Raw genomic sequence first — 23,032 nt, forward strand, 5'->3', positions numbered from 1 at the left:
CTCACCGTCACCGGGATAGAAATTCCTGATACCGTAAGCGTAACCCTCGATTGATTGCTTTAATGTAGTCATTAATTTCGGCCTCGCTAACTTGCCATCTTAGCCGGGTATACCTTTCCTTCGGCGTTTCCCGACCCTTGACCTTCTGAAAAGAAGTTACCAGCATCCCTGATTCAGTATAGACCAAAGTCCAGTCTGCTGACTCCAAGACGACCATCCTTTCATAACCGCCCCTTGCGGTGGCAAATGCAGTGGCGTCTTCTAAGCAGTCACAGGTCTTGCGTATGTATTCCTGCACATCCTTGGCATGGCCTAGCTTGATTCTATCGCCAATGTGTCGCAGCAAGCTGGCCTCACCATCACGCCAAACCTGGCTGAAGTCTGTTGCTTCCTTGGCAACAGCCTGGGCGGCCAGCATGAATCCTGCAGCTTCGTCAGATCGCATACGCTCAAGTATACCCCTGGCGCGTTCTGCCACAACCGGGTCCGCGCTTGCCAGTCATGCTTCCAGTATCTGATCCAGCTTGGCATCCTGGCCGTCCAGGGCGGTTCATCCCCGCAGGCGCGGGGAACACACTTCCTGCTTGTTGGCAAACCCAACCCATTGCGGTTCATCCCCGCAGGCGCGGGGAACACATTTGCTGGCGCGCCTGCCGGGTCTGCTGCAACGGTTCATCCCCGCAGGCGCGGGGAACACTCCCTGCCCGTAGCCGCATCCCTGGCCCAATCCGGTTCATCCCCGCAGGCGCGGGGAACACGGCCGCCAGGGCGGCCCGGATACGGTGATTCCCGGTTCATCCCCGCAGGCGCGGGGAACACTTCAGCTCTTTCAGAAACGGAATCGGCGTGTGCGGTTCATCCCCGCAGGCGCGGGGAACACATGGCATCACTAAACGTATTCAACTCCGACGCCGGTTCATCCCCGCAGGCGCGGGGAACACCCCAGCGCTCGGCCCATCAGCTCCGCGCAACCCGGTTCATCCCCGCAGGCGCGGGGAACACCATCCGCTGCGACGACTACTGCCCGGTAGCCCCGGTTCATCCCCGCAGGCGCGGGGAACACTCGCACATCACCTGATCCGTCATCGGCACCGCCGGTTCATCCCCGCAGGCGCGGGGAACACCCGCAAGGGCACGTTGGCAGGCGGGTTGATTGCGGTTCATCCCCGCAGGCGCGGGGAACACAGCGCCGATGGCGGCTGTGGTTACGGCTGGGGCGGTTCATCCCCGCAGGCGCGGGGAACACCCCCATGACCCTGATCGAAGGCCGCCAGACCACCGGTTCATCCCCGCAGGCGCGGGGAACACGGCGAAACCGCCGATGCCGAGGTCTGGGAGGACGGTTCATCCCCGCAGGCGCGGGGAACACTGGCGATCTCCTGGCGCAGCTCCTGGTAGTAGCGGTTCATCCCCGCAGGCGCGGGGAACACGCGCTTGAATGCGTCGTGGTCGCGGGCTGCGGCGGTTCATCCCCGCAGGCGCGGGGAACACTACATCGGCGAGTTCGGCCTGACCGATACAGACGGTTCATCCCCGCAGGCGCGGGGAACACATCGCCTGGAAGCTGGCAAAGGCCGTGTGGTACGGTTCATCCCCGCAGGCGCGGGGAACACTGATAAACAGATGTTACACCAGATGAGTCTATCCGGTTCATCCCCGCAGGCGCGGGGAACACGGCCCACAACCTCTTCCAGCTCCATCCGCTGGCGGTTCATCCCCGCAGGCGCGGGGAACACTCACCACTGGTCGTTACCCTTGCGAACAAGCACGGTTCATCCCCGCAGGCGCGGGGAACACGGCAGGGTCCATTGGCTGCGCCCGGCGCGGAGCGGTTCATCCCCGCAGGCGCGGGGAACACGACTTCCGTAGAGTCAGAGTTTCTCGGTTACTAGGTTCATCCCCGCAGGCGCGGGGAACACAGGGCCGCCGAAAGTAAGTAGAATCCTAAACTCGGTTCATCCCCGCAGGCGCGGGGAACACACCACTGATACTGTTTTTTCAGCAGTCAAAACCGGTTCATCCCCGCAGGCGCGGGGAACACCCACCACTGCTCCGCTTTGGCGCGGGGGAAGCCGGTTCATCCCCGCAGGCGCGGGGAACACGAAAAGCTAATATGCACCGATGGTAAAACTACACGGTTCATCCCCGCAGGCGCGGGGAACACACGTGGCTATGTGGGTTGCAGCACTTGGTTTACGGTTCATCCCCGCAGGCGCGGGGAACACAACACCCACCAGTCCGGCTCGGTGGAGCGCAGCGGTTCATCCCCGCAGGCGCGGGGAACACTGTACTGTCCAACCCCGAATACCGGACCGCAACGGTTCATCCCCGCAGGCGCGGGGAACACGCCCTAAGAGAAAACCATGAAACCACAGCATCCGGTTCATCCCCGCAGGCGCGGGGAACACCGAATGTGCTGCAACGCCTCAGCAGCCGTCGCCGGTTCATCCCCGCAGGCGCGGGGAACACGCTGTTCCAGAGTTGATGACGGGTAGTGGCGTCGGTTCATCCCCGCAGGCGCGGGGAACACCTCCGGATTCATCGGCGCCATCTGCTTCAGCTCGGTTCATCCCCGCAGGCGCGGGGAACACTAGAAACCCCGGAGGAACAGCAACGTGACCGCCGGTTCATCCCCGCAGGCGCGGGGAACACCCGGAGACCGCCTTGGCCAGGGCCGTGCGCGTCGGTTCATCCCCGCAGGCGCGGGGAACACTTACGGAACGAGGGTGAGGCGGCCGCCGATGCCGGTTCATCCCCGCAGGCGCGGGGAACACGTGGTAACGAAGCCATGTGGGCGCAAATGCGCCACGGTTCATCCCCGCAGGCGCGGGGAACACTCCAGCAACTGCTTGACCGACTGCCTGATCGACGGTTCATCCCCGCAGGCGCGGGGAACACTCATGAATCTCGCACGCCGCCAAATACGCCTCCGGTTCATCCCCGCAGGCGCGGGGAACACACCACCCATGGCTCGGGCACAACGCGCGATGTCGGTTCATCCCCGCAGGCGCGGGGAACACGGTTTTGTAAATCCACCCATCACCACGACTCCCCGGTTCATCCCCGCAGGCGCGGGGAACACGCTGGTATCGGGTTCGGCGGGCGCTTCCATCGCGGTTCATCCCCGCAGGCGCGGGGAACACGACCCGGACAAAAAGGCTGAGTTCGAGACCCGCGGTTCATCCCCGCAGGCGCGGGGAACACCCCGTTGACTATTGGCCTGGCGTCCACGAAGTCGGTTCATCCCCGCAGGCGCGGGGAACACAGGCTGGGCATGCTGATTTCGTTCTCGGCCGCCGGTTCATCCCCGCAGGCGCGGGGAACACTGCAGTAGCGGTCCGCCGGGCAACTCCAGGCGCGGTTCATCCCCGCAGGCGCGGGGAACACCCTGAGCGGGTTGCCGTTGATGGTGGCGATGACGGTTCATCCCCGCAGGCGCGGGGAACACCCAGCCGATGGGGCTGCCGTTGATCTGTAGGGCGGTTCATCCCCGCAGGCGCGGGGAACACATCTGAGGGCGGGGCCTGCATCTGATAGCTGGCGGTTCATCCCCGCAGGCGCGGGGAACACAGGGTCTTGCCATCGGCCAGCAGGTCCTCGGCCGGTTCATCCCCGCAGGCGCGGGGAACACCGAGAAGGCGTAGGCTGTAGGCTGGCCGGTGGCGGTTCATCCCCGCAGGCGCGGGGAACACCAGTTCCAGGCTGGGCAATACCACCATCATGTCGGTTCATCCCCGCAGGCGCGGGGAACACTCCCTTCGCAGGAGTCCACAAATGGCAGGTCTACGGTTCATCCCCGCAGGCGCGGGGAACACAGCGAGTACCCCGCCACGCCGGGCAGAATTTCCGGTTCATCCCCGCAGGCGCGGGGAACACAGTACGCAGCGGCTGGCCGAGGGGATGCGCGCCGGTTCATCCCCGCAGGCGCGGGGAACACGGGCGCTTTTCGGCAGGGATGGTTACGCAGACCGGTTCATCCCCGCAGGCGCGGGGAACACGTGGAAATGCCGCACTGCCTAGCCAGCTCTCGCGGTTCATCCCCGCAGGCGCGGGGAACACGCGGGTTGGCCAGGGGCAGGGCCTGCTGCTCGGCGGTTCATCCCCGCAGGCGCGGGGAACACTCGAGGGCGCGCGTCCGCGTGCCAACCTAAACCCGGTTCATCCCCGCAGGCGCGGGGAACACGTTCTTGCCTATCCGTGAACTATTGTGCAATACGGTTCATCCCCGCAGGCGCGGGGAACACCTCATGGGGATAAGTATGCACAATAGTTCAATCGGTTCATCCCCGCAGGCGCGGGGAACACTTACAAGCATGTCAGTGATTGATGATACCGACCGGTTCATCCCCGCAGGCGCGGGGAACACTTGGCGAGTGACGCACTCGAAAGGGGTTCGGGCGGTTCATCCCCGCAGGCGCGGGGAACACCAGGTTTGGTTGGACGCCGCCGAGGGCGAGTGCGGTTCATCCCCGCAGGCGCGGGGAACACTTCGTAGATAACCAGAGGGAAGCGAAAAAAAACGGTTCATCCCCGCAGGCGCGGGGAACACTTTCATTCCCGAAATCTGGCATCGAATGATGGCGGTTCATCCCCGCAGGCGCGGGGAACACCCCAGCGCCTTGCCCATCAACTCCACGCAGCCCGGTTCATCCCCGCAGGCGCGGGGAACACCGCACACCTGCCAGTTGGGCACGAGGCAGCGGCGGTTCATCCCCGCAGGCGCGGGGAACACAAGCTCGGCTTCTGCGATGCCGGCATCCGAGCCGGTTCATCCCCGCAGGCGCGGGGAACACGACCTGGCAGGGAAAGAGGTGGATGAGACCGCCGGTTCATCCCCGCAGGCGCGGGGAACACTGGTGTACCCGCCAGCGGCCACTACGGCGCAGCGGTTCATCCCCGCAGGCGCGGGGAACACCAAGCTGGAGCTGGTGATCGACAAGGCCATCTCGGTTCATCCCCGCAGGCGCGGGGAACACAGCTGGGTGGTCTCGATGGTGTTGGTGATGGTCGGTTCATCCCCGCAGGCGCGGGGAACACTATGCCTGGCCGTTGACGCCTGCCGTCATCGGCGGTTCATCCCCGCAGGCGCGGGGAACACGGCTAAATATGGCTCCGGGTATTCGGTCAGCCACGGTTCATCCCCGCAGGCGCGGGGAACACGGCGCAATGACCGAGCAAGAGCGAATCGAGCGCGGTTCATCCCCGCAGGCGCGGGGAACACCAATGGACCCTGCCCGCACTGAGCGCCGATGACGGTTCATCCCCGCAGGCGCGGGGAACACTCCGTTGTCTATGGCTTCGCTCCATTCTCCGGCGGTTCATCCCCGCAGGCGCGGGGAACACTACGGCAAAGATCACCAGATCGCCGCTGGTTGCGGTTCATCCCCGCAGGCGCGGGGAACACAGAACAGACCCAGAACAGTTAAAAAACAACCACGGTTCATCCCCGCAGGCGCGGGGAACACTCGTGCATCCCGACCATCAATCCGCCGATGGCCGGTTCATCCCCGCAGGCGCGGGGAACACAGCAAACCGGACGCCGCTGCTACGCAATGGAACGGTTCATCCCCGCAGGCGCGGGGAACACCCGGCTACTGGGAGGTATCCCAGCGCCAATACCGGTTCATCCCCGCAGGCGCGGGGAACACCGTTGGCGGCAGTTCTCATTTTCTCGTATTGTTCGGTTCATCCCCGCAGGCGCGGGGAACACCGGAGTTTTGCGCGCAGACCGGGGATGAGCTGCGGTTCATCCCCGCAGGCGCGGGGAACACACCACGACGGTCGGGCGCTGGCGGATATAGACCGGTTCATCCCCGCAGGCGCGGGGAACACGATTTCATACAGCGGGCAATCATATCTACCGGCGGTTCATCCCCGCAGGCGCGGGGAACACCATAGTCCCAATGTACAGCGAGCATCACCAAGCGGTTCATCCCCGCAGGCGCGGGGAACACAGCTGGGTGGTCTCGATGGTGTTGGTGATGGTCGGTTCATCCCCGCAGGCGCGGGGAACACGCTAATCGTCTCTTTGCAGGCAATCCCATGCGTCGGTTCATCCCCGCAGGCGCGGGGAACACCCTCTCTATGGTTTAAATAATAGCGTAAGAATCGGTTCATCCCCGCAGGCGCGGGGAACACATTATGTCCTCTAGTACCTGTATCTGCTCTGCGCGGTTCATCCCCGCAGGCGCGGGGAACACTTGACCATCCCCGCCGCCTTGTCCCGCTCATACGGTTCATCCCCGCAGGCGCGGGGAACACTGCCTACGCCGTGCCCGAGGGCGTGCCGGACCTCGGTTCATCCCCGCAGGCGCGGGGAACACCCCTGACTGATCGTCACCGGCACCACCACGCTCGGTTCATCCCCGCAGGCGCGGGGAACACACCCCATCGGCACCGCCCAGGCCGACGCCTACCGGTTCATCCCCGCAGGCGCGGGGAACACCAGCTGGTGGTGCCGTTTTTTCTGGCCAGATACGGTTCATCCCCGCAGGCGCGGGGAACACCACTAACGACCCGTTCGATACCCGATTGGAAGCGGTTCATCCCCGCAGGCGCGGGGAACACAAGAACGCGGCCGGAACTCGCTCAGCAGTTAACGGTTCATCCCCGCAGGCGCGGGGAACACCTCTTCAACTGGATCGGCTACATCATGGCCCACTGGTTCATCCCCGCAGGCGCGGGGAACACTGCTGCTCGGCTATCTCGCGCCGGGTGCGGGTCGGTTCATCCCCGCAGGCGCGGGGAACACGCCACCCGCGCCTGGATGGAGTCTGGCGAGTGCGGTTCATCCCCGCAGGCGCGGGGAACACACAACAACTATACCCACTGGTCAGTGGATGCACGGTTCATCCCCGCAGGCGCGGGGAACACTCTTGATGAGCAAGCCGGTGAACTACTGGCGGCGGTTCATCCCCGCAGGCGCGGGGAACACGCGGGCTTCTTGGGGCGCGGCAAGCGGCGTTACGGTTCATCCCCGCAGGCGCGGGGAACACGCGCCGTAGCCCTCGCCCAGCTTGATGTACTCCGGTTCATCCCCGCAGGCGCGGGGAACACGATCCAGGACTGCCGAGCAGCGGCTTTGGATTTCGGTTCATCCCCGCAGGCGCGGGGAACACCCGGCGCAGCACAGGCATCAACGCATCGGTCGCGGTTCATCCCCGCAGGCGCGGGGAACACACACCGCGCCGGGCACGGCGCAGACCGACACCCGGTTCATCCCCGCAGGCGCGGGGAACACTGCTTCCTGCCGAAGTACCGGGCTGATGTGGACGGTTCATCCCCGCAGGCGCGGGGAACACATCCAGCTGGTACAGTCGCGCCAGCTCCTGTTCGGTTCATCCCCGCAGGCGCGGGGAACACCACCCTGGCCAATCTGCCAATCTTGCCTGCTACGGTTCATCCCCGCAGGCGCGGGGAACACTTGACCATCCCCGCCGCCTTGTCCCGCTCATACGGTTCATCCCCGCAGGCGCGGGGAACACGCTCAGAGCAACCCGCTCAACATCTGCACCCGCGGTTCATCCCCGCAGGCGCGGGGAACACCGATCTGGTCAGGGCTGTGCATGGGTGTTCTCCGGTTCATCCCCGCAGGCGCGGGGAACACGTGGCGCAGGCGTCGGAGTGCGTTGACATATTCCGGTTCATCCCCGCAGGCGCGGGGAACACCCCGACCTGTGGCGCCTGTGGTATCGCGGCGGCGGTTCATCCCCGCAGGCGCGGGGAACACGCACGGCATCGGCCAGGCTGTTGAGGGCCTTGCGGTTCATCCCCGCAGGCGCGGGGAACACCTCGCCCTGTTTGTTGCACCAGCGCCGATAGGCGGTTCATCCCCGCAGGCGCGGGGAACACCTGCCCGGCACCGCTGCGGCCTTCGGTGAGGGCGGTTCATCCCCGCAGGCGCGGGGAACACACCAGCATGGTGGAAGGCACACTGGATCGCGGCGGTTCATCCCCGCAGGCGCGGGGAACACGCAAACGTGGTCCCACCCCTGCACGCCGAGCGCGGTTCATCCCCGCAGGCGCGGGGAACACTCGGCATAGGTCGAAACCCCCTGCTGGCGGCCCGGTTCATCCCCGCAGGCGCGGGGAACACGGTCATATCAATCATCGGGCTGCTGGGTAGCGGCGGTTCATCCCCGCAGGCGCGGGGAACACCCTACGGCGCTGTAAACCGCTGAGCCGGAATACGGTTCATCCCCGCAGGCGCGGGGAACACATCAGCCTGCTCGACCACCTGGTCCGCGACGCCGGTTCATCCCCGCAGGCGCGGGGAACACTTTGCTGCCCAAAACAGGATCAATCCCCAGGTCGGTTCATCCCCGCAGGCGCGGGGAACACGGATGGGTTGTCAACCCCGAAAATCGGACCATACGGTTCATCCCCGCAGGCGCGGGGAACACCTGTGATTAGAGTAATCATAAACCAACAGCACCGGTTCATCCCCGCAGGCGCGGGGAACACTAGGGGCTGCAGATGTTACACCCAGCAGGCTACCCGGTTCATCCCCGCAGGCGCGGGGAACACATTTGCGCTCCAACTTAGTATGAATCTCGGCACGGTTCATCCCCGCAGGCGCGGGGAACACAGGGCGAGCGCAGCGCCCGCGTGGCTCCGCAACGGTTCATCCCCGCAGGCGCGGGGAACACGCCGATGCCGCGCAGCTCGGCCACCAGGGTGGCGGTTCATCCCCGCAGGCGCGGGGAACACTTCATCGGGCCGTCGATCACATCCCAGCGCAGCGGTTCATCCCCGCAGGCGCGGGGAACACAGCAGGCCAGCCTCGGCGGACAGAATGACCGGCGGTTCATCCCCGCAGGCGCGGGGAACACAGCATTCCGAAACAGTCCATTGCCACCAGGGTCGGTTCATCCCCGCAGGCGCGGGGAACACGGGAACAATCGGTGCCGTTCTGAGAGGCAACGCGGTTCATCCCCGCAGGCGCGGGGAACACGACCTGCTATGCGGCAACGGTGTATGCACCAACGGTTCATCCCCGCAGGCGCGGGGAACACCCGAAGAAGGAACGCGAGCACCTGGTGGCCGACGGTTCATCCCCGCAGGCGCGGGGAACACACCTTGCGGTTCATCCGCCCGGTGGTTGTCACCGGTTCATCCCCGCAGGCGCGGGGAACACATGCCTGGGACACCACGCGGCACGGCAATGGCCGGTTCATCCCCGCAGGCGCGGGGAACACATCCCCAGCCTGTCGCTCGCCATGTCCGGCGACGGTTCATCCCCGCAGGCGCGGGGAACACTCGGCCAGGGTCAAGGTGCCAGCATCAAGGTCCGGTTCATCCCCGCAGGCGCGGGGAACACGATCTCGCGCAAGGTGCGCCCTCTGGCACCGCCCGGTTCATCCCCGCAGGCGCGGGGAACACGAAATCCAAATAGTTGTTCATCGTATCCGCTCCGGTTCATCCCCGCAGGCGCGGGGAACACCTTGCCTGCGCCGCGCCAAGGGTAATCACTCACGGTTCATCCCCGCAGGCGCGGGGAACACGCCCTCGACGGTCGTGGCGGCACTGGATGCCCCCGGTTCATCCCCGCAGGCGCGGGGAACACGGCGGTGCACAACAAGGCGGCGGCTGATGCTACGGTTCATCCCCGCAGGCGCGGGGAACACACCGGCGACATCACCGGCGCGGCCGCCGTGGCCGGTTCATCCCCGCAGGCGCGGGGAACACCTCGGCTCGGTGGACCGCAGCAGACTCAATATCGGTTCATCCCCGCAGGCGCGGGGAACACATTGGCCACCGACTTGCAGGATGTGCTGCCGTCGGTTCATCCCCGCAGGCGCGGGGAACACTCTGACCAGTCAGACGGGCGATCTGCTATCCGCGGTTCATCCCCGCAGGCGCGGGGAACACTGGCGCTGGGCGCTGTAGGTGCCGTCGTAGGTCGGTTCATCCCCGCAGGCGCGGGGAACACCCGGTGTTTGCCGACATCCAACTGGCGAGCGACCGGTTCATCCCCGCAGGCGCGGGGAACACTCACCGTCCCAGCGTTGGCTAGCGGGTGGCGCCGGTTCATCCCCGCAGGCGCGGGGAACACTGCGGATAACCTGCGAAGGGGTAACACAAGCTCGGTTCATCCCCGCAGGCGCGGGGAACACAAGCCCGATGGCACCTGGGGCAAGTGGACCGACGGTTCATCCCCGCAGGCGCGGGGAACACTGAGCCAGCACGCTGGCGGCCAGCATATTGGCCGGTTCATCCCCGCAGGCGCGGGGAACACGCCCAGGTGGATAGCCACTGCCAGAAACGGACCGGTTCATCCCCGCAGGCGCGGGGAACACGGCACGCGCTACCGGGTGCGCTGCGGCATCGACGGTTCATCCCCGCAGGCGCGGGGAACACGGCGGATAGGGTGATGGTGGTCATTGGTGATCCGGTTCATCCCCGCAGGCGCGGGGAACACGCCTGAGGCGGTGGCGGTGGAGACAGTTCAGCCGGTTCATCCCCGCAGGCGCGGGGAACACCAATTGGCAGCATCTACCGCGATGCGCATGTGCGGTTCATCCCCGCAGGCGCGGGGAACACGCCCTTCACTATGCCAGCCTGGGCTGGCACGTCGGTTCATCCCCGCAGGCGCGGGGAACACGAAGAAAGCCGGATCGCCTGGCTGATAGACCTCGGTTCATCCCCGCAGGCGCGGGGAACACGGTCGACGGTGGGCCGATCGAGCAGGCCGTGGGCGGTTCATCCCCGCAGGCGCGGGGAACACGCTGGCGTGCCGAGCACTCGCATCTACGTCGACGGTTCATCCCCGCAGGCGCGGGGAACACCTGACCGACGGCAAGAAGTCCGTTTTTATCCGCGGTTCATCCCCGCAGGCGCGGGGAACACTTGTGGGGTGACTGCATAAAGGTGGCCGTGGCCGGTTCATCCCCGCAGGCGCGGGGAACACGCAATGATCCTGCTGCGCCACCACTGCTCCGCCGGTTCATCCCCGCAGGCGCGGGGAACACGTCCCAGCTACTCCCGGTAGCCGGGTCACTGCCGGTTCATCCCCGCAGGCGCGGGGAACACACTTCCTGTAGCAATTTGATTATCCGTCAAAAAAAGCACCGAAAAAAATCCACCAGCAAATGAGGGCCGTTGGCATAGCGAGAAAATCGCCTTCAGCATGGAACCGCAGGGGTATTGTCATCGATTTTGCCGGGTTGTTAAAGAGCGTCCAGCTCGTCGTCGTCCGGCACTTCAGGCAGGAAGTTGACGAGGCGGAATCCGTCGTAGTCGCAGGGCATACGGCGGTTGGGACCTAGGGTCTTGAAATCGAAGCCGGATTCGTTGCGCTCACGCCAGACCATTACCGCATTGCCCTCTTCGATACCCGATTCTACCTGCTCCCAGATCATGTCCCGCACCCGCACCGAGTAATTGCCCACATAAACCCCGGCACGCACTTCCAGCAGCCAGACGGCGAGCCGACCGCGCAATCGTGGCGGGACGTTTTCAGTTACGATGACCAGCATCGCCGAGACCCTTTTTGTTAGGGATGGCCGGTGGCACTGCCTCAGGGGCGGGTTCGGGGGGCTTTTCGCCGGCGGCGTCTAGTACCTGGTTGATCATGGGGATCAGCTTATCGAGCATCTTGCTTTCACGAAAGGCATCACGGCAGGCATGACGCACCTTGCGTTCGGGACTGGACGGGCCTTGCGCGGCGATCCTGAAGGCGGCCGGCACTACGGTGTCGAATTTGACGATGTCGGCAATATCATAAACAAAGGAGAGGGGCTTGCCGGTGTGGACAAAGCCGATGGCCGGGGCATAACCGGCGGCCAACACCGCAGCCTCGGTGACGCCGTAGAGGCAAGCGGTAGCGGCGGAGAGGCAGCGGTTGGGCAGGTCGGCCTTGTCCCAGTCTTCCTGATCGTAGCTTCGGCCTTTCCAGACCAGGCCGAATTTGTTCGCGAGCAGTTGGTAGGTCTTTTTTACCCGTGCGCCCTCGATGCCGCGCAGTTGCTCTACGCTGCGTCGGCTGGGCGGCTCTTCGCCAAACCGCAGCTCATACATCTTGCGTACCACCTTGAGCCGCGCCGTTTCATCCAGCGCCAGCTTGGCTTGATAGAGCAGTTTGTCAGAGCGCGCCCCGCCGGGCTGGCCAGCGGAGTAGAGCCTGATCCCGCCTTCCCCCACCCATACCAGCAGGGTACCCACCTTGGCCGCCAACGCGGCGGCACGGTGGGAGAGGCGCACACCGGGCTCCAGCAGCAGACAGGCGGTGCCGCCCACAGGTACATGGGTGCGCGTGCCTTGTTTGTCGATCATGACGAAGGCCCCGTCGCGCACGTCCACATGGCAGCGCTCGACAAAGAGGATGGAGTTGCGTTCCTTGATGGGGATGGGGGTCAGGTCAGGCAGCATGGTGGTGTATTTTTCAGTCGGTCCAGTGGGTTGCAATTCGCACCGGGAATGACGCGAAGCCCTTTTTGTTGCAGGTGACGAGCACCAGATCGTGGCACATTGCGGTGGCAATGATCAGGCTATCCATGAGGGAGGGCGTTCGTCACTGGCGTTGAAGTTCACCGTAAATCCTGCCTCAAAGCAATACCGTTTTGGCTCCTCAACAAAGGCTGCTTGCGTTTGCCATTATCTGGTTTTGCGACCTCTGGGCTTATCAGGACGCCTATGGGCTGGGGGCTGGGGGCTGGCATCTACCCCAAGAAGCAGGCACCGATCCGAACGGCGCATCCTTATTGCCGGTGCCGTCTTATCATCAAGCGCCTGATCGACGGCAGCCAGGGCAAGGAAAACGCCAAGGCGCAGAAGGCGTTTCTGGCCAAGGTGCTACGCGAGCAAGGCCCGCGCAAGGCGGCCCGGATCGCCGGCAGTCGGCAGAAGCTGGAACAGGTGCTGAAAGGGGCAAAGATCGAGGACTTGGTGAACCCACCCGTACCGGCCTGAGCCGTATCAGTTGGGGCGCCCCGCTGGTGGTATAGTCAACGATATGACGAGAATCCCCGAGAACGACAAGGCTATTGTTCCAGCTAGCAAGCTGACTGGGTACGTTTTGAACCGAGCCCATCCAGTTGGGCGGAACAAGGCGCGTGTTTTTGAGTCGATACTTGGAATCACCGCTGCAAAAGCCGGCCTGCTTGAAGATCAGATCAGAGAAGGGGTCAAGCATGCATCTTTCGAATCGTCCAGGGAATCAGACTACGGCACCACATACACAGTTCCGATTCCTATTACAGGACCGAAAGGAACTGCTATAGTTACTACTGCATGGATCGTTAGGGAAGCCGGTGGCGCACCACAGTTGGTCACGGCCTACATAGACACCAAGAGGCAAAAAGAATGACTGGGTTCTCTGAATTAGACGTTGTTACCGCAACACACGACCTCGACGGGATCAGTGCAGGAACTCGCGGCGTGGTTTTGCTGCCGTTGGGGGAGGATGCCTACGAAGTAGAATTCGTGGACGAAAAAGGCGGTACCCTGGAAGTTATGCCTGTAGAGGGGCGCTTTTTATCGTCTGTTGACTACTTTGGCGCACATGCCGCCTAACCCTCCACCTCAACCCGCACCGCCATCAGTTTGTAAAGCTCCAGCCGGTCCTCGTCGGTGATGGTGCCCAGGTACTTGCTGCGTCAGCCGGGTCTGATAGACGCCTTCCAGGCCGATCTTGCTGGTGGCTACGCCTTCAACCGCAGCCAGAGCGGCCTTGAGCTTGGTCCGTACCGGCCAGACGCAAATCGCACAGGAAGGGCGCCTTGGCCCATCCTGCGCGCTTATCCATCACGCTGGGTTTTGCTCGGTGCCAGACTCAACAGCCCGCACCCCAGTCCTTTGGCGGGGCCGATACCGTTTTCCAGGGTCTTGCCAAATGCCTTGGGTTCGATGATTTGGAGCATTCCCTCGTAGCGGGCGGCGCGGATGGTGAGGCGTTTGCCTCTGGGTTTCTGGCCTTTGGGTGGTTCCTGGCCCTCGTCCTTTTTCCAGGCGGGCAACAGCCCCTCGTCGATCACGGTGCAGTCGAGCAGGCGGAAGCCGCAGGCTTCGGCGCGTTTTTCCAGCCACGCTTGCCTAAGAAGCCCCTAAACTATTTCACGCTTCTCTTCTGCCGCACACCTAATCTTGCGAAGGCGTATTGATAGGCATGGCGCTGCGAGTTCTGCACAATTATTGCGCATAGGTGTAGCACCTTTGCCCATCCACTTGGCCCGACTAAAGCATCGACTTTCCCAAGAGCCACGCTACCCACCCCCAACCCGCCGCACCAGCAACAACCCGCAGCCGAAGCCCTTGGCGGGACCGAGGCCGCTCTTGAGGGTCTGGACCAGTCGTTCGGGATCGGTGACGGTGAGTAGGCCGGAACAGTCGAGGGTGCTGAGGCGGATCGGTGAGTTACCGGGTTTGCGCAGGCGGTGTTGGCGGTACTCCTCGGCCATCAGCTCGCCCTCGTGCAGTTCAAAGCCTGCCGTCTTGGCGCGCTGGGCGAGCCATTGCACGCCGGTGCGGCGGGCCAGTTCGCTCTGGGCGGGCCATTGGTCGCGGGGGATGCCCTCCTGCTCCAGTTGCTTCTTTTGCTCCATCACCAGGTCGTGGCGGTGTTGGCGGCCCTGCTCGTCCCGCTTCTTCACCACCGGGTTGAGGCGGATGGAGAAAGCGAGGCGTTCGCCGGTGGTGAGTTTGGGAACGTAGGGTTTGGGCTCGATATCCCAGATACCCTTGGTATCTATGGGTTCCTCCTCGGAGAGAACCAGCAGACGCGGCAGGCCTTGGTGCCTCTCCTGACGGTAGAGAAAGGAGCGCTGGCCTTCGACTTCTTCGAACAGATTCCACACCAATTGGTGCAGACGGTAACCGTCGGCGGCGCTGACCTGGACCAGCTGGCTCGGTTTGGCCTGCTCGGGGAGCAGGGTCAATCGACTCATATACATGCTTTACTCCTCCGTGGACAGGGTGCCGTGGTGCTCCTGGCGTTCGTCGAACTGCCAGCGGAAGCGGGTGCGCGGGTGGTCGCGGCGGGTGTAGGTCTGGCGCGCCGAAATGCCGGCCTCCATGCCGGCCTCCCAATATAGGGAACCGCCTTCCTGTTCCAGTCCGTGCCCCTTCGCGATTAGCCCCAGTTCGGCCACGAAGCCTTCGGGGCCGGTGAAGTCTCCTTGGGCGAAGGCGGCTTGCAGGGAGTCGGCCTCGACGATTTGAGGCTGCAAGGGCAGTGCCGGCGGGCAGGCCTTGCGCCCGAGGTAGAGGTTGAAGCGGGGTCGGCCCAGGGCCTCGGCCAGTTGCTCCAGGTCGTGGGGCGGCGAATCGCCGGTCGCCTCCACCGCCACCTGCCAATAGCCGTCGCAACGGTAGTCGCGGGCGGAGAGGATGGTGTTTACTTCCACCGCCAGTTCGTCACGCCGGGTGTAAGCCGGGGCCTTTTTCAGGGCTGCACGGGAGGGGACCTGGGCGGTGTGATAGTCGCGCAGCAGGCTGCCCTGGGCCAGCTCGCGCACCGCGAAGCGATAGCCCTTGGCCAAGCCATCCTGCCCCGCCTCGTCGTCACGACGGATACCCAGTGCCGCGCCCAATAGGCCGATCAGGGCCGAACGACCGGGCCGGGTGGCGCTGGGGCGGGATTCGCCCACCGCTACGTCACCCCAGGCGGCGAGCGGCGCATAGAGTTGAAACAACAGATAACGGGCCATGGCGTTACTCCGTGGCACAGGCGATGACATCGGCCAGCGAGCCCTCGCCGGTGTAGGCGTTGAGTACGGCATCTTTATCGGAGCATGAACCGTAGACCCGGTCCATCTTGTCCCGGGCATCGGTCAGCCGTTCGATGGCCTCCTTGAGCATGGTCTTGCCGCGAATGGATTCGAGGAAGGCCACCGACAGGGAACGGGGCTGCTGATTTCCAGTCTCGGCCAGTAGATAGGAGGCGCGGGCGCGAGAGGCGAAGCTGTTCTGCTTGCCTGTGGGCGACACCGTGGCGGCGCTCTCCACCAGTGCGGCGAGGGTCTTGTTGGCCAGCTCCCGGTCGCCCTGGAGGTTCTTGACCAGCAACTCGCGGTCGATACAGACATAGAGGTAAAACAGCCCCGCGCCGAATTCCGTCTCGCCCATGTGGCCGGCACCCATGTCCTCTTCGCCGTTATTGAGGTCGTCCACGGCGGTGAAGAAGTCATCCTCCACCGCCACCTTGTGGACAGTGATGGCGTGAGCCACCTGGGCTGCGGCCTCCACGTTGAAACGGGGGGCTGCGGCGAGCATGCGACCGAACAGAGCGATATCGGCGGCCTGCTGATCGCCGCGCAGGAGTTTCAGCTCTTCGGCTTCGGGCGCGCTTTGGCGTTCGGCCAGGGCCTTGCAGAGGGCGTCCACCCCGGCCTCTTCTTCTGGTCCGAAATGGGCCAGTTGTTCGATGTGCAATCCTTCTTCGCTGCCGTCATCCTTGGCCTTCTTGAGCTTGCCGAACTGTTCGGCGATGGCGCGCGCCCACTCCCGGGCCTGTTTCTCTTTCACCCCGGTATCGGTCAGGAGTTTGGCGGTGCGATTACCCATCTCCTTGGTGCGGGTGCCCACGTGGCCTTGCAGTGCTTCCACAAAGGTGTCGGAGGTGCGCCAAGCCCGCTTGAGGCTTTGGGAGGAGACACGCAGGCGGGTCTCGCCGCCCATCATGGCGGTCTTGGGGCGGCCCAGGTCGTCGCGGTTAAGATTGGAAGGCGGATAGCTGGTCAGCAGGTGCAGTTGTAGAAAACGGTTCATGGTTGGCTCCTCGATTTCTCGTTTGTTTCGTTCGTGGTCTTCATTCGGCCTTGGGGTTCTTGGCGTAGTAGGCGAAGGCCCATTCCCGGCGCTTGCGATCGCCCCACCAGTGGATGCTATCGGCCAGATCGGTGACGTTGGCGGTCTTGTCCAGCAGGCGCACGGCGCGGATCAGCGGCCCCATCAGCTCTTCGGGGGTGCGATGTTGCAGCAGTCGGCGAAAGCGCAGTCCGCTGACCCGCGCCTTGTCGCCGCCCTTGCCGGAGGGTGCGGCCAGTTGGGCGGCGAAGAGGGCCTTGCCGTCGTGGATCTCCACCTGGGCCAGCACCGCGGCCACCACCGTCAAGGCAGTGTCGTTGCGCCAGCCGGCAGGCATCAGACGATAACGTAGGTCGTGGTAGGACGGGGTCAGGATCACCTCGGTGGGGGTCTTGGCTCGCCGCAGCTCGGCGCGGGCACCCCGGTCCTGCTGCATCTCCCTCCACCACTCCAGGATGTGAGCCTTGGAGTCCGGTTTTTCCGGGGCCTTGGGTTGTGGGTTGGTCATAGTTGGCTCCTTTGGGTGTCATTTGCTCCAGGAGGAGTGCCAGTCATTGAAGGACTGGCACTCCTCCTGGACTTCGGCATCACGCTGCCTTCTTATTGGATATCCGCAGCGCATCGGTGATGGCCTTTTTGTAGTTGAACTTGTGCAGCTCGTTGCGGGCCACGGCGATGCGCTTGGGGTCTTCGTCCTCCAGCGCGCCGGTGGCGGTCCACTGGTCGAACAGGGCGACGGATTGTTCGCGCAGGATGCGGAACCAGGCCTCCCGCAGATCCTGGACCGATTCGCCCTTTTCCAATCGTTCGCGCAGTTGTTCCAGGTGGTTGTAGAAATCCGGCTCGGTGTGGTGCCAGAAGGCCTCCACCACGAAGGAGAGATCGCCGCTGACCTTGTGTTTGGGCTTGAACCAGGCCTTCTTGAGCTGGCCGCGCAGGTTGGAGGCGATCTCGGAGGCGGCGAGGATCATGCCTTTCACATCATCCACAAAGGCGTCGCGGATGGTCTCTTCGATGTGGTAGAGGGGCATCAGCGACTCGTACCAGGCACGGGCCTTCATGTTGTCCATGTCGTAACCGAAGGCCCAGAGGCGGGTATGGCGTCGACGGCGGGCGCGGGAGGCGTGGCTGTTGGTCACCACTTGGGCCGGCTCGACCTTGTCCTGTTCACCCAGTACCAATCCAAGCCAGTGGCGGTAGCCGATGCCGCCGGGTTGGGGGTGCAACGGCAGGTAGTCGCCGTCCTTGTTTCGGCTATAGGGCGATAGGGGATGTTTCCAGGGGCCGGTGTAGTTCACGCCGTAGTTACGGGTGCGGTAACCGCTGACCAGCGGGCTCGGTTCCCGTGTCAGGGGGCATTCGTCCTTCTCCAGCTCGTCCAGTTCCAGGCGGATTCGACGGGGCATACCCCAATACACTTGGTAGGGATGAATATCCATGGGCGTGGTCTCCACGCCGGTTTTAGCCTCGCTGGTGCGGGTGGGGGCGAGCCAGGGGAAGATGTCGGCGGGTTTGTCCTGGGTCGGATCACCGCTCATGGCAGAGAGTTCGGTTTGGCTGAGGACATTCAGCCAGACCAGTCGCCAGAGATTCACCGGCAATGGGTCGCGCAGTGGGTCGGGAACCAGCAGCGTGGTCAGCGGGCCGCCGCCGCGCATGGAGGTGCGATGGCCGACTCCGCCGCTGGGGGCGTTGGTCTGAAGGGTAATCAGCGCGGCGATGGTGGCAGGCAGGCCGAGGTGGTCGTACTGGCCGCGCTTGATGAAGAGATCGCGGTTCTCCTTCAGGGTATTGCCGCCCGGCTCTTCGATCAGCAGACCGCCGATGCCCTTGATGTCGTCTTTGAGAATGTCATAGTCCTGCAAAAAACGCGGCCCATCGCCATCCAGCTCGAAGGCCTCGCGGTAGGCTTGGCCGGCGGCCTTGATCTGCTCGGGCTCGGGGGGCTTTTCGTACAATTTGCCCCATTGGGATTCGTTCTCGGGCGCAAAGACGGTTTGCACGAAGCCGACCAGGAACTGCACCAGCGAGCCGTTGAAGTCGGCCCTGGGTGTGTCCAGGGCGACGATGGGATCGGTGTCGATCTGGTCGGTGAGTTGCCAGGGGACGATCAGCGTCCGTTCACCGCTCTGCCTCCGCACCGGCAGCCAGGGGTCATCCAGCAGGTTCATCGTGTTCTCCTTTGTTCTATCAGATCGTTAATCGTAGGGTGCGTTAGCGTCGCCCTGTTTTGTCCCACCGACCTTCGCATACCGCGAGAGGCAGAATAATGCATCACTTGGTTGATCACTCGCAACGCGTAACGCACAAGCTCCGTGCCATGGTGCGTTACGCGCCGCAAAGCTTCCCAGCTCTTCCATCCTTTTCAAATCTCTTGGCTCATCAGGGTTCATTGCTTGGTTCGAGGCGGCGCTAACGCACCCTACGCGGTTTTTTCGATCGTCAGGCCATGGCGTCGGGTGTAACGAATTGTTACCGTGTCGCCGCGTTCGTTGATGGCTTCGCCGGTCCATGCCTCGTTGTCTTCGGTGAGGGGGATCAGCAGGTAGCCCTCGCCCTTGCGCGGCCAGTTCTCCTTGAGGTTCTTTCGCGCCTCGGCCTGTTCCGTGGATGCCGCCGGGGCCTCCTGGGCCGCCAGTTTGTGGCGGATGTTCACTTCGCTGAGGGACCAGGCGTTCTCCTGTTGCTCACTCCAGGGCCGCAACCGTTCGCCGTCCCAGCGCGCCAGGCGCAGAGTGATGGTTCTATCGCCGAGTCGGGTGGGTGTGTGGGTGTCTTCCCACCAGTCGCTGCCAGGGTAGCGATAGCCCTGTTCGAAGTCGATGGTATTGGCTTGGGCCAAGGAGGCCTGGGCGCGGGCTTCGCCGTCGGCTTCCCAGTAGTTTTCCAGCAGTTCCGTTGGCAGATCGGCGTCGGCATCATCGGAGTAGACCGCCTCCACCGCCATGCGCAGCTCTTCGGGGATCGCGAGGGCCTGTTTGTCTTCCAGCAGATTGGCGGTGAGCCAGAGCCGGGCGTGGTTGGGATAGACATAGGCCCCGTTCGGGAAGAGGCGGGCGTACCATTTTTCATCCGGATTGTCGTTGGGGTCGGGGGCCAGTAGATGCAGGCAGGATTCGCCGCGCTGGTCCGGGCCTTCGACGGGATCACCATCCAGGGAACGGCAGTGGCGGCGCAGGCGGCCGGCACGCTGGATCAGTAGGTCGATGGGGGCAAGGTCGCTAACCATTTGATCGAAGTCGAGGTCCAGGGATTGCTCGATCACCTGAGTGGCGATCAGCACCCGGCCCTTGCGTCCGTTGCCGGTGCTCGCCTTGCCGAAGGTCTCCAGCACCCGGTCTTCGATGGCCAGCCGGTCGCTGAGGGCGAAGCGGGCATGAAACAGGTCGAGCCGTTCGGCGGGGAGGCGTTTCAACAGGGTTTCGAAGGCCTCGATGGCGTCGCCCACGGTATTGCGCACCCAGGCGATGCACTGGCCGGCCTCGCTTTGAGCGACGATCCAGTCGATGACCTGTTCGAATGCGCGCAGGCTGGTGAAGCGGAGATTACGTTTTACGCTTTGCCGTGTATCCACCTTTTCTTCGTCCACCCCGTCAAGGCGGATGCGGGTGACCAGGGGGTAATCGGTGGAATCGAGTTCCGCCGTGGGCGCGTCCAGGCCTTCCCGAAAGGCCTTGGCCAATTCGCGGCGCATGCGCTGCGGCAGGGTGGCGGAGAGCAGGATGGCGCTGCCGCCGGCGCGGGCGTGGATGCGCAGCAGTCGCCGCAAAAGCCCGAGCATGTAGTCGTCGGCGGCGTGGACCTCGTCCACCACCAGCACCTTGCCCAGCAACCCGAGCAGGCGCAGGGACTGGTGGCGGGAGGTGAGCACCGCGAGCAGGGCCTGGTCGATGGTGCCTACGCCGATCTGGGCGAGCAGGGCGCGCTTGCGGTTGTCGGCGATCCAGGCGTTGCAGTGGGCCTGGGCATTGGCCTCGCCCTTTTCATAGGCATCGCCGCCGGCGGACTCGGATAGCAGGGAGCGGCGAAAGCCGTCATGCAGCTGGCGGCTGCCGTGGGCAAGCACCAGGGAGGGTTCGGTCTCGCCCTCGAACAGGCGGCGGTAGACCTTGCCGGTGCGGCCATACATGGCGTTGGCGGTGGCCATGGTGGGCACGGCCAGATAGGCACCCTGTCCCGCGCCGACCGCCAGCAGGCGATTGAGCAGCAGGAAGGCGGCCTCGGTCTTGCCCGCGCCGGTGACATCCTCCAGGATCAGCAGTTCGGGCTCGCCGCCGGGTTCGAGTCGTTCGCAGAAGGCCTGGAGCGGTGTGGGCGTAACGAACCCATCAAATAGCTCCGAGAGACCCTGACGACCAGCGGTCATGCCCGGCAGCAGACCGGCCTGTTCGATGGCCCGGTCGGCATTGGGCAAGGCAATCTCTTGCCAATAGCGCTCCAGGGGCATGGGCTCGCCGCAAAAGGGGAAAAAATCCTGATTGGAGCCGAGCCAGTCGGCGAGCACCGCGAAGCCGGCGAGCCACCAGGAGAATTCGGCGGTGGGTCCCAACCATTGGCCGGGCGGAGGGTAGTCCGTGCTCGGGTTGTCCGAAAGGAACAGTGCGGCCACGTCGAGGAAGAAGGCCTCCGCCGCTTCCAAATCGGCGGGAGCGAAATATCGGCTCAGGCTGAACTTCGCATCCTTGGGCGGCTGACCATGGTGGCCGGTGACCGCCCGCGCCCAATGATCCAGCAGATCGAACCACTCATCTTCGTCCCCAGCATCGGCCAAACCGAAAAGATCCCGCTTCCACAACGATTCGGAAAGCTTTTCCTGCCACAACAAGAAACCCAGGGAGTCATGACGAGGGTTATAGGGTGCATTTTTGATACATCCTGATGGCATTAAATCGGTACGCAGCCCCTGGAAGGCGCTGGAGAATTTGCCAATATCATGTAGGGCGAGAAAAAAACGGAGCCAGGTCACTAAGGCTTCCTCACCCATGCCTGTCAATCGACTGAAGGAGCGCCTGAAGCCAGCTTGCCTCATCAACAATCTTTCACCGCAAGCGGCAACATCTAGGCAGTGATAGGGCAACAAATGACAAGCCGACCGATCTCGTTCTGCCTTACCCCAATATTTCACATTGGCTTTGCTCATCATTTTTTCGATCAGCGACACAGTTTGGATCTTGTGGACGCAAACCAATCCGCATGCTCGCGGTGGTCAGAGGAAAGAGGCAAATCACACTGAGTGACAGTTGGTAACAAGTTGCACAGCAGACCTGGCTTCCAAAGGTTGACTTGGTTAGGTCGACTTCAGCGCCACGGCACGGATCAGCGCTACCATTGGGGCGAATTCGGCGCTGGGGGCCTGTTGGGCCAGGAGCCAGGCCTGCAGGTCCGGGTCGGGCTGTTGCAGCAGGCGCTGGAATTGGTCGCGCTGGGCGGCATCCAGTTGGGCATAGCCGCGCTCAAGGAAGCTCTCGAACAGCAGGTCCAGCTCTAACAGCCCGCGCCGACATTGCCAGCGCAGCCTGGCGAGTTCCGAGTCTTCTAATTCCGACCCCCCAAGTCCGAGTCCCGAGTCCCGAATCCCGAGTCCCGCCTCAAAGGGCATCTTTCAGCATCAGCTGTTTGATGTGACCTATGGCCTTGGTGGGGTTGAGGTTCTTCGGGCAGGCCTCGACGCAGTTCATGATGCTGTGGCAGCGGAACAGCTTGTAGGGGCCTTCGAGGGCGTCCAGGCGTTCGCTTTGGGCCTGGTCGCGGCTGTCGGCGAGGAAGCGGCAGGCGGTGAGCAGGGCCTGGGGGCCAAGGAATTTCTCCGGGTTCCACCAGAAGGAGGGGCAGCTGGTGGAGCAGCAGCCGCAGAGGATGCACTCGTAGAGGCCATCGAGCTTGTCGCGCTGGGCCGGGCTTTGGCGGATTTCCTGCTCCGGCAGGGGGTCGCTGCGTTTGAGCCAGGGATCGACCTTTTTGTATTGGGCGTAGAACTGGCTCATATCCACCACCAGATCACGCACCACTGGCCGACCGGGCAGGGGCCGCACCTCGATGGGGGCCTTGAGCTCGCTCAGGGGGGTGACGCAGGCGAGCTTGTTGCTGCCGTTGACGTTGACCGCGTCCGAGCCGCAGACGCCCTCGCCGCAGGAGTGGCGGAAGCTGAAGGATTCGTCCATCGCCTTGATCGTCAGCAGGGCATCGCGCAGCATCATGCCGCGCTCGGTCTCTACCTCGTAGTCCTGCATGCGCGGCTCGGCGTCGATGTCGGGGTTGTAGCGGTAAATGCGGAATTTCATGGTCATCA

The 23,032-nt window shown here is 63.8% G+C and carries 15 protein-coding genes and 1 CRISPR repeat array; of the genes, 3 read left to right on the forward strand and 12 right to left on the reverse strand.

Features of this window, described 5'->3' with window-relative positions; translation table 11 throughout:
• Positions 1-7: 7 nt before the first annotated feature.
• The 3 genes from D5125_06190 to cas1e form a co-directional block, all read right to left on the reverse strand.
• Positions 8-478, reverse strand: a complete 471-nt coding sequence (locus tag D5125_06190; protein QFY89097.2) for a hypothetical protein — start codon at positions 476-478, stop codon at positions 8-10.
• Between the two features lie 68 nt (positions 479-546).
• Positions 547-11,031: a CRISPR direct-repeat array (repeat unit 29 nt; unit sequence CGGTTCATCCCCGCAGGCGCGGGGAACAC).
• Between the two features lie 137 nt (positions 11,032-11,168).
• A complete protein-coding gene (gene cas2, locus D5125_06195; protein ID QFY89098.1) occupies positions 11,169-11,477 on the reverse strand; it encodes a type I-E CRISPR-associated endoribonuclease Cas2 in 309 nt (102 codons plus the stop codon).
• Positions 11,458-12,369 carry a type I-E CRISPR-associated endonuclease Cas1 gene (gene cas1e, locus D5125_06200; protein ID QFY89099.1) on the reverse strand — a complete coding sequence of 304 codons (912 nt, stop codon included), beginning with the start codon at positions 12,367-12,369 and terminating at the stop codon, positions 11,458-11,460. Before cas1e ends, cas2 begins: the two co-directional genes overlap by 20 nt.
• 264 nt (positions 12,370-12,633) lie before the next feature.
• On the opposite strand from cas1e, the gene D5125_06205 reads away from it, so the two are divergent.
• Genes D5125_06205 through D5125_06210 form a run of 3 tightly spaced genes read left to right on the forward strand, consistent with a single transcriptional unit; the run spans position 12,634 to position 13,512 of the window.
• Positions 12,634-12,909 (forward strand): hypothetical protein, encoded by a 276-nt coding sequence (locus D5125_06205; GenBank protein QFY89100.1) that lies wholly within the window; start codon positions 12,634-12,636, stop codon positions 12,907-12,909.
• Between the two features lie 43 nt (positions 12,910-12,952).
• The gene (locus tag D5125_16945; protein QPB72217.1) at positions 12,953-13,306 is read left to right on the forward strand and encodes a hypothetical protein; all 354 of its coding nucleotides are present in this window, start codon (positions 12,953-12,955) and stop codon (positions 13,304-13,306) included.
• Positions 13,303-13,512: a DUF4926 domain-containing protein gene (locus D5125_06210; protein ID QFY89101.1), complete on the forward strand. Its 210-nt coding sequence runs from the start codon at positions 13,303-13,305 to the stop codon at positions 13,510-13,512. Before D5125_16945 ends, D5125_06210 begins: the two co-directional genes overlap by 4 nt.
• Positions 13,513-13,736: 224 nt before the next feature.
• Here D5125_06210 and D5125_06215 read toward each other — a convergent pair whose 3' ends face one another.
• The 9 genes from D5125_06215 to D5125_06255 all read right to left on the reverse strand — a co-directional run bounded on the left by D5125_06215 (position 13,737) and on the right by D5125_06255 (position 23,030).
• The gene (locus D5125_06215; GenBank protein QFY89102.1) at positions 13,737-14,021 is read right to left on the reverse strand and encodes a type I-E CRISPR-associated protein Cas6/Cse3/CasE; all 285 of its coding nucleotides are present in this window, start codon (positions 14,019-14,021) and stop codon (positions 13,737-13,739) included.
• Between the two features lie 180 nt (positions 14,022-14,201).
• Entirely contained in the window at positions 14,202-14,882 is a 681-nt protein-coding gene (gene cas6e, locus D5125_06220) for a type I-E CRISPR-associated protein Cas6/Cse3/CasE (GenBank protein QFY89103.2), read from the reverse strand.
• A 9-nt stretch (positions 14,883-14,891) separates the two neighbouring features.
• Positions 14,892-15,644: a type I-E CRISPR-associated protein Cas5/CasD gene (cas5e, locus tag D5125_06225; GenBank protein ID QFY89104.1), complete on the reverse strand. Its 753-nt coding sequence runs from the start codon at positions 15,642-15,644 to the stop codon at positions 14,892-14,894.
• A 4-nt stretch (positions 15,645-15,648) separates the two neighbouring features.
• On the reverse strand, positions 15,649-16,704 hold the full coding sequence (gene cas7e, locus D5125_06230; GenBank protein QFY89105.1) for a type I-E CRISPR-associated protein Cas7/Cse4/CasC: 1,056 nt from the start codon (positions 16,702-16,704) through the stop codon (positions 15,649-15,651).
• 40 nt (positions 16,705-16,744) lie between these two features.
• Complete coding sequence (gene casB / locus D5125_06235; GenBank protein ID QFY89106.1) at positions 16,745-17,251, reverse strand: type I-E CRISPR-associated protein Cse2/CasB; 507 nt, start codon at positions 17,249-17,251, stop codon at positions 16,745-16,747.
• A gap of 79 nt (positions 17,252-17,330) precedes the next feature.
• Positions 17,331-18,914 (reverse strand): type I-E CRISPR-associated protein Cse1/CasA, encoded by a 1,584-nt coding sequence (gene casA, locus D5125_06240; protein QFY89107.1) that lies wholly within the window; start codon positions 18,912-18,914, stop codon positions 17,331-17,333.
• A 251-nt stretch (positions 18,915-19,165) separates the two neighbouring features.
• Entirely contained in the window at positions 19,166-21,820 is a 2,655-nt protein-coding gene (gene cas3, locus D5125_06245; GenBank protein QFY89108.2) for a CRISPR-associated helicase Cas3', read from the reverse strand.
• A 210-nt stretch (positions 21,821-22,030) separates the two neighbouring features.
• The gene (locus D5125_06250; protein QFY89109.1) at positions 22,031-22,342 is read right to left on the reverse strand and encodes a succinate dehydrogenase assembly factor 2; all 312 of its coding nucleotides are present in this window, start codon (positions 22,340-22,342) and stop codon (positions 22,031-22,033) included.
• Complete coding sequence (locus D5125_06255) at positions 22,332-23,030, reverse strand: succinate dehydrogenase iron-sulfur subunit (GenBank protein QFY89110.2); 699 nt, start codon at positions 23,028-23,030, stop codon at positions 22,332-22,334. The genes D5125_06250 and D5125_06255 overlap by 11 nt, the downstream gene beginning before the upstream one ends.
• Positions 23,031-23,032 lie beyond the last annotated feature (2 nt).

The sequence above is a fragment of the gamma proteobacterium SS-5 genome (assembly GCA_009497875.2).
GTDB lineage: Bacteria > Pseudomonadota > Gammaproteobacteria > Chromatiales > Chromatiaceae > Magnetovirga > Magnetovirga frankeli.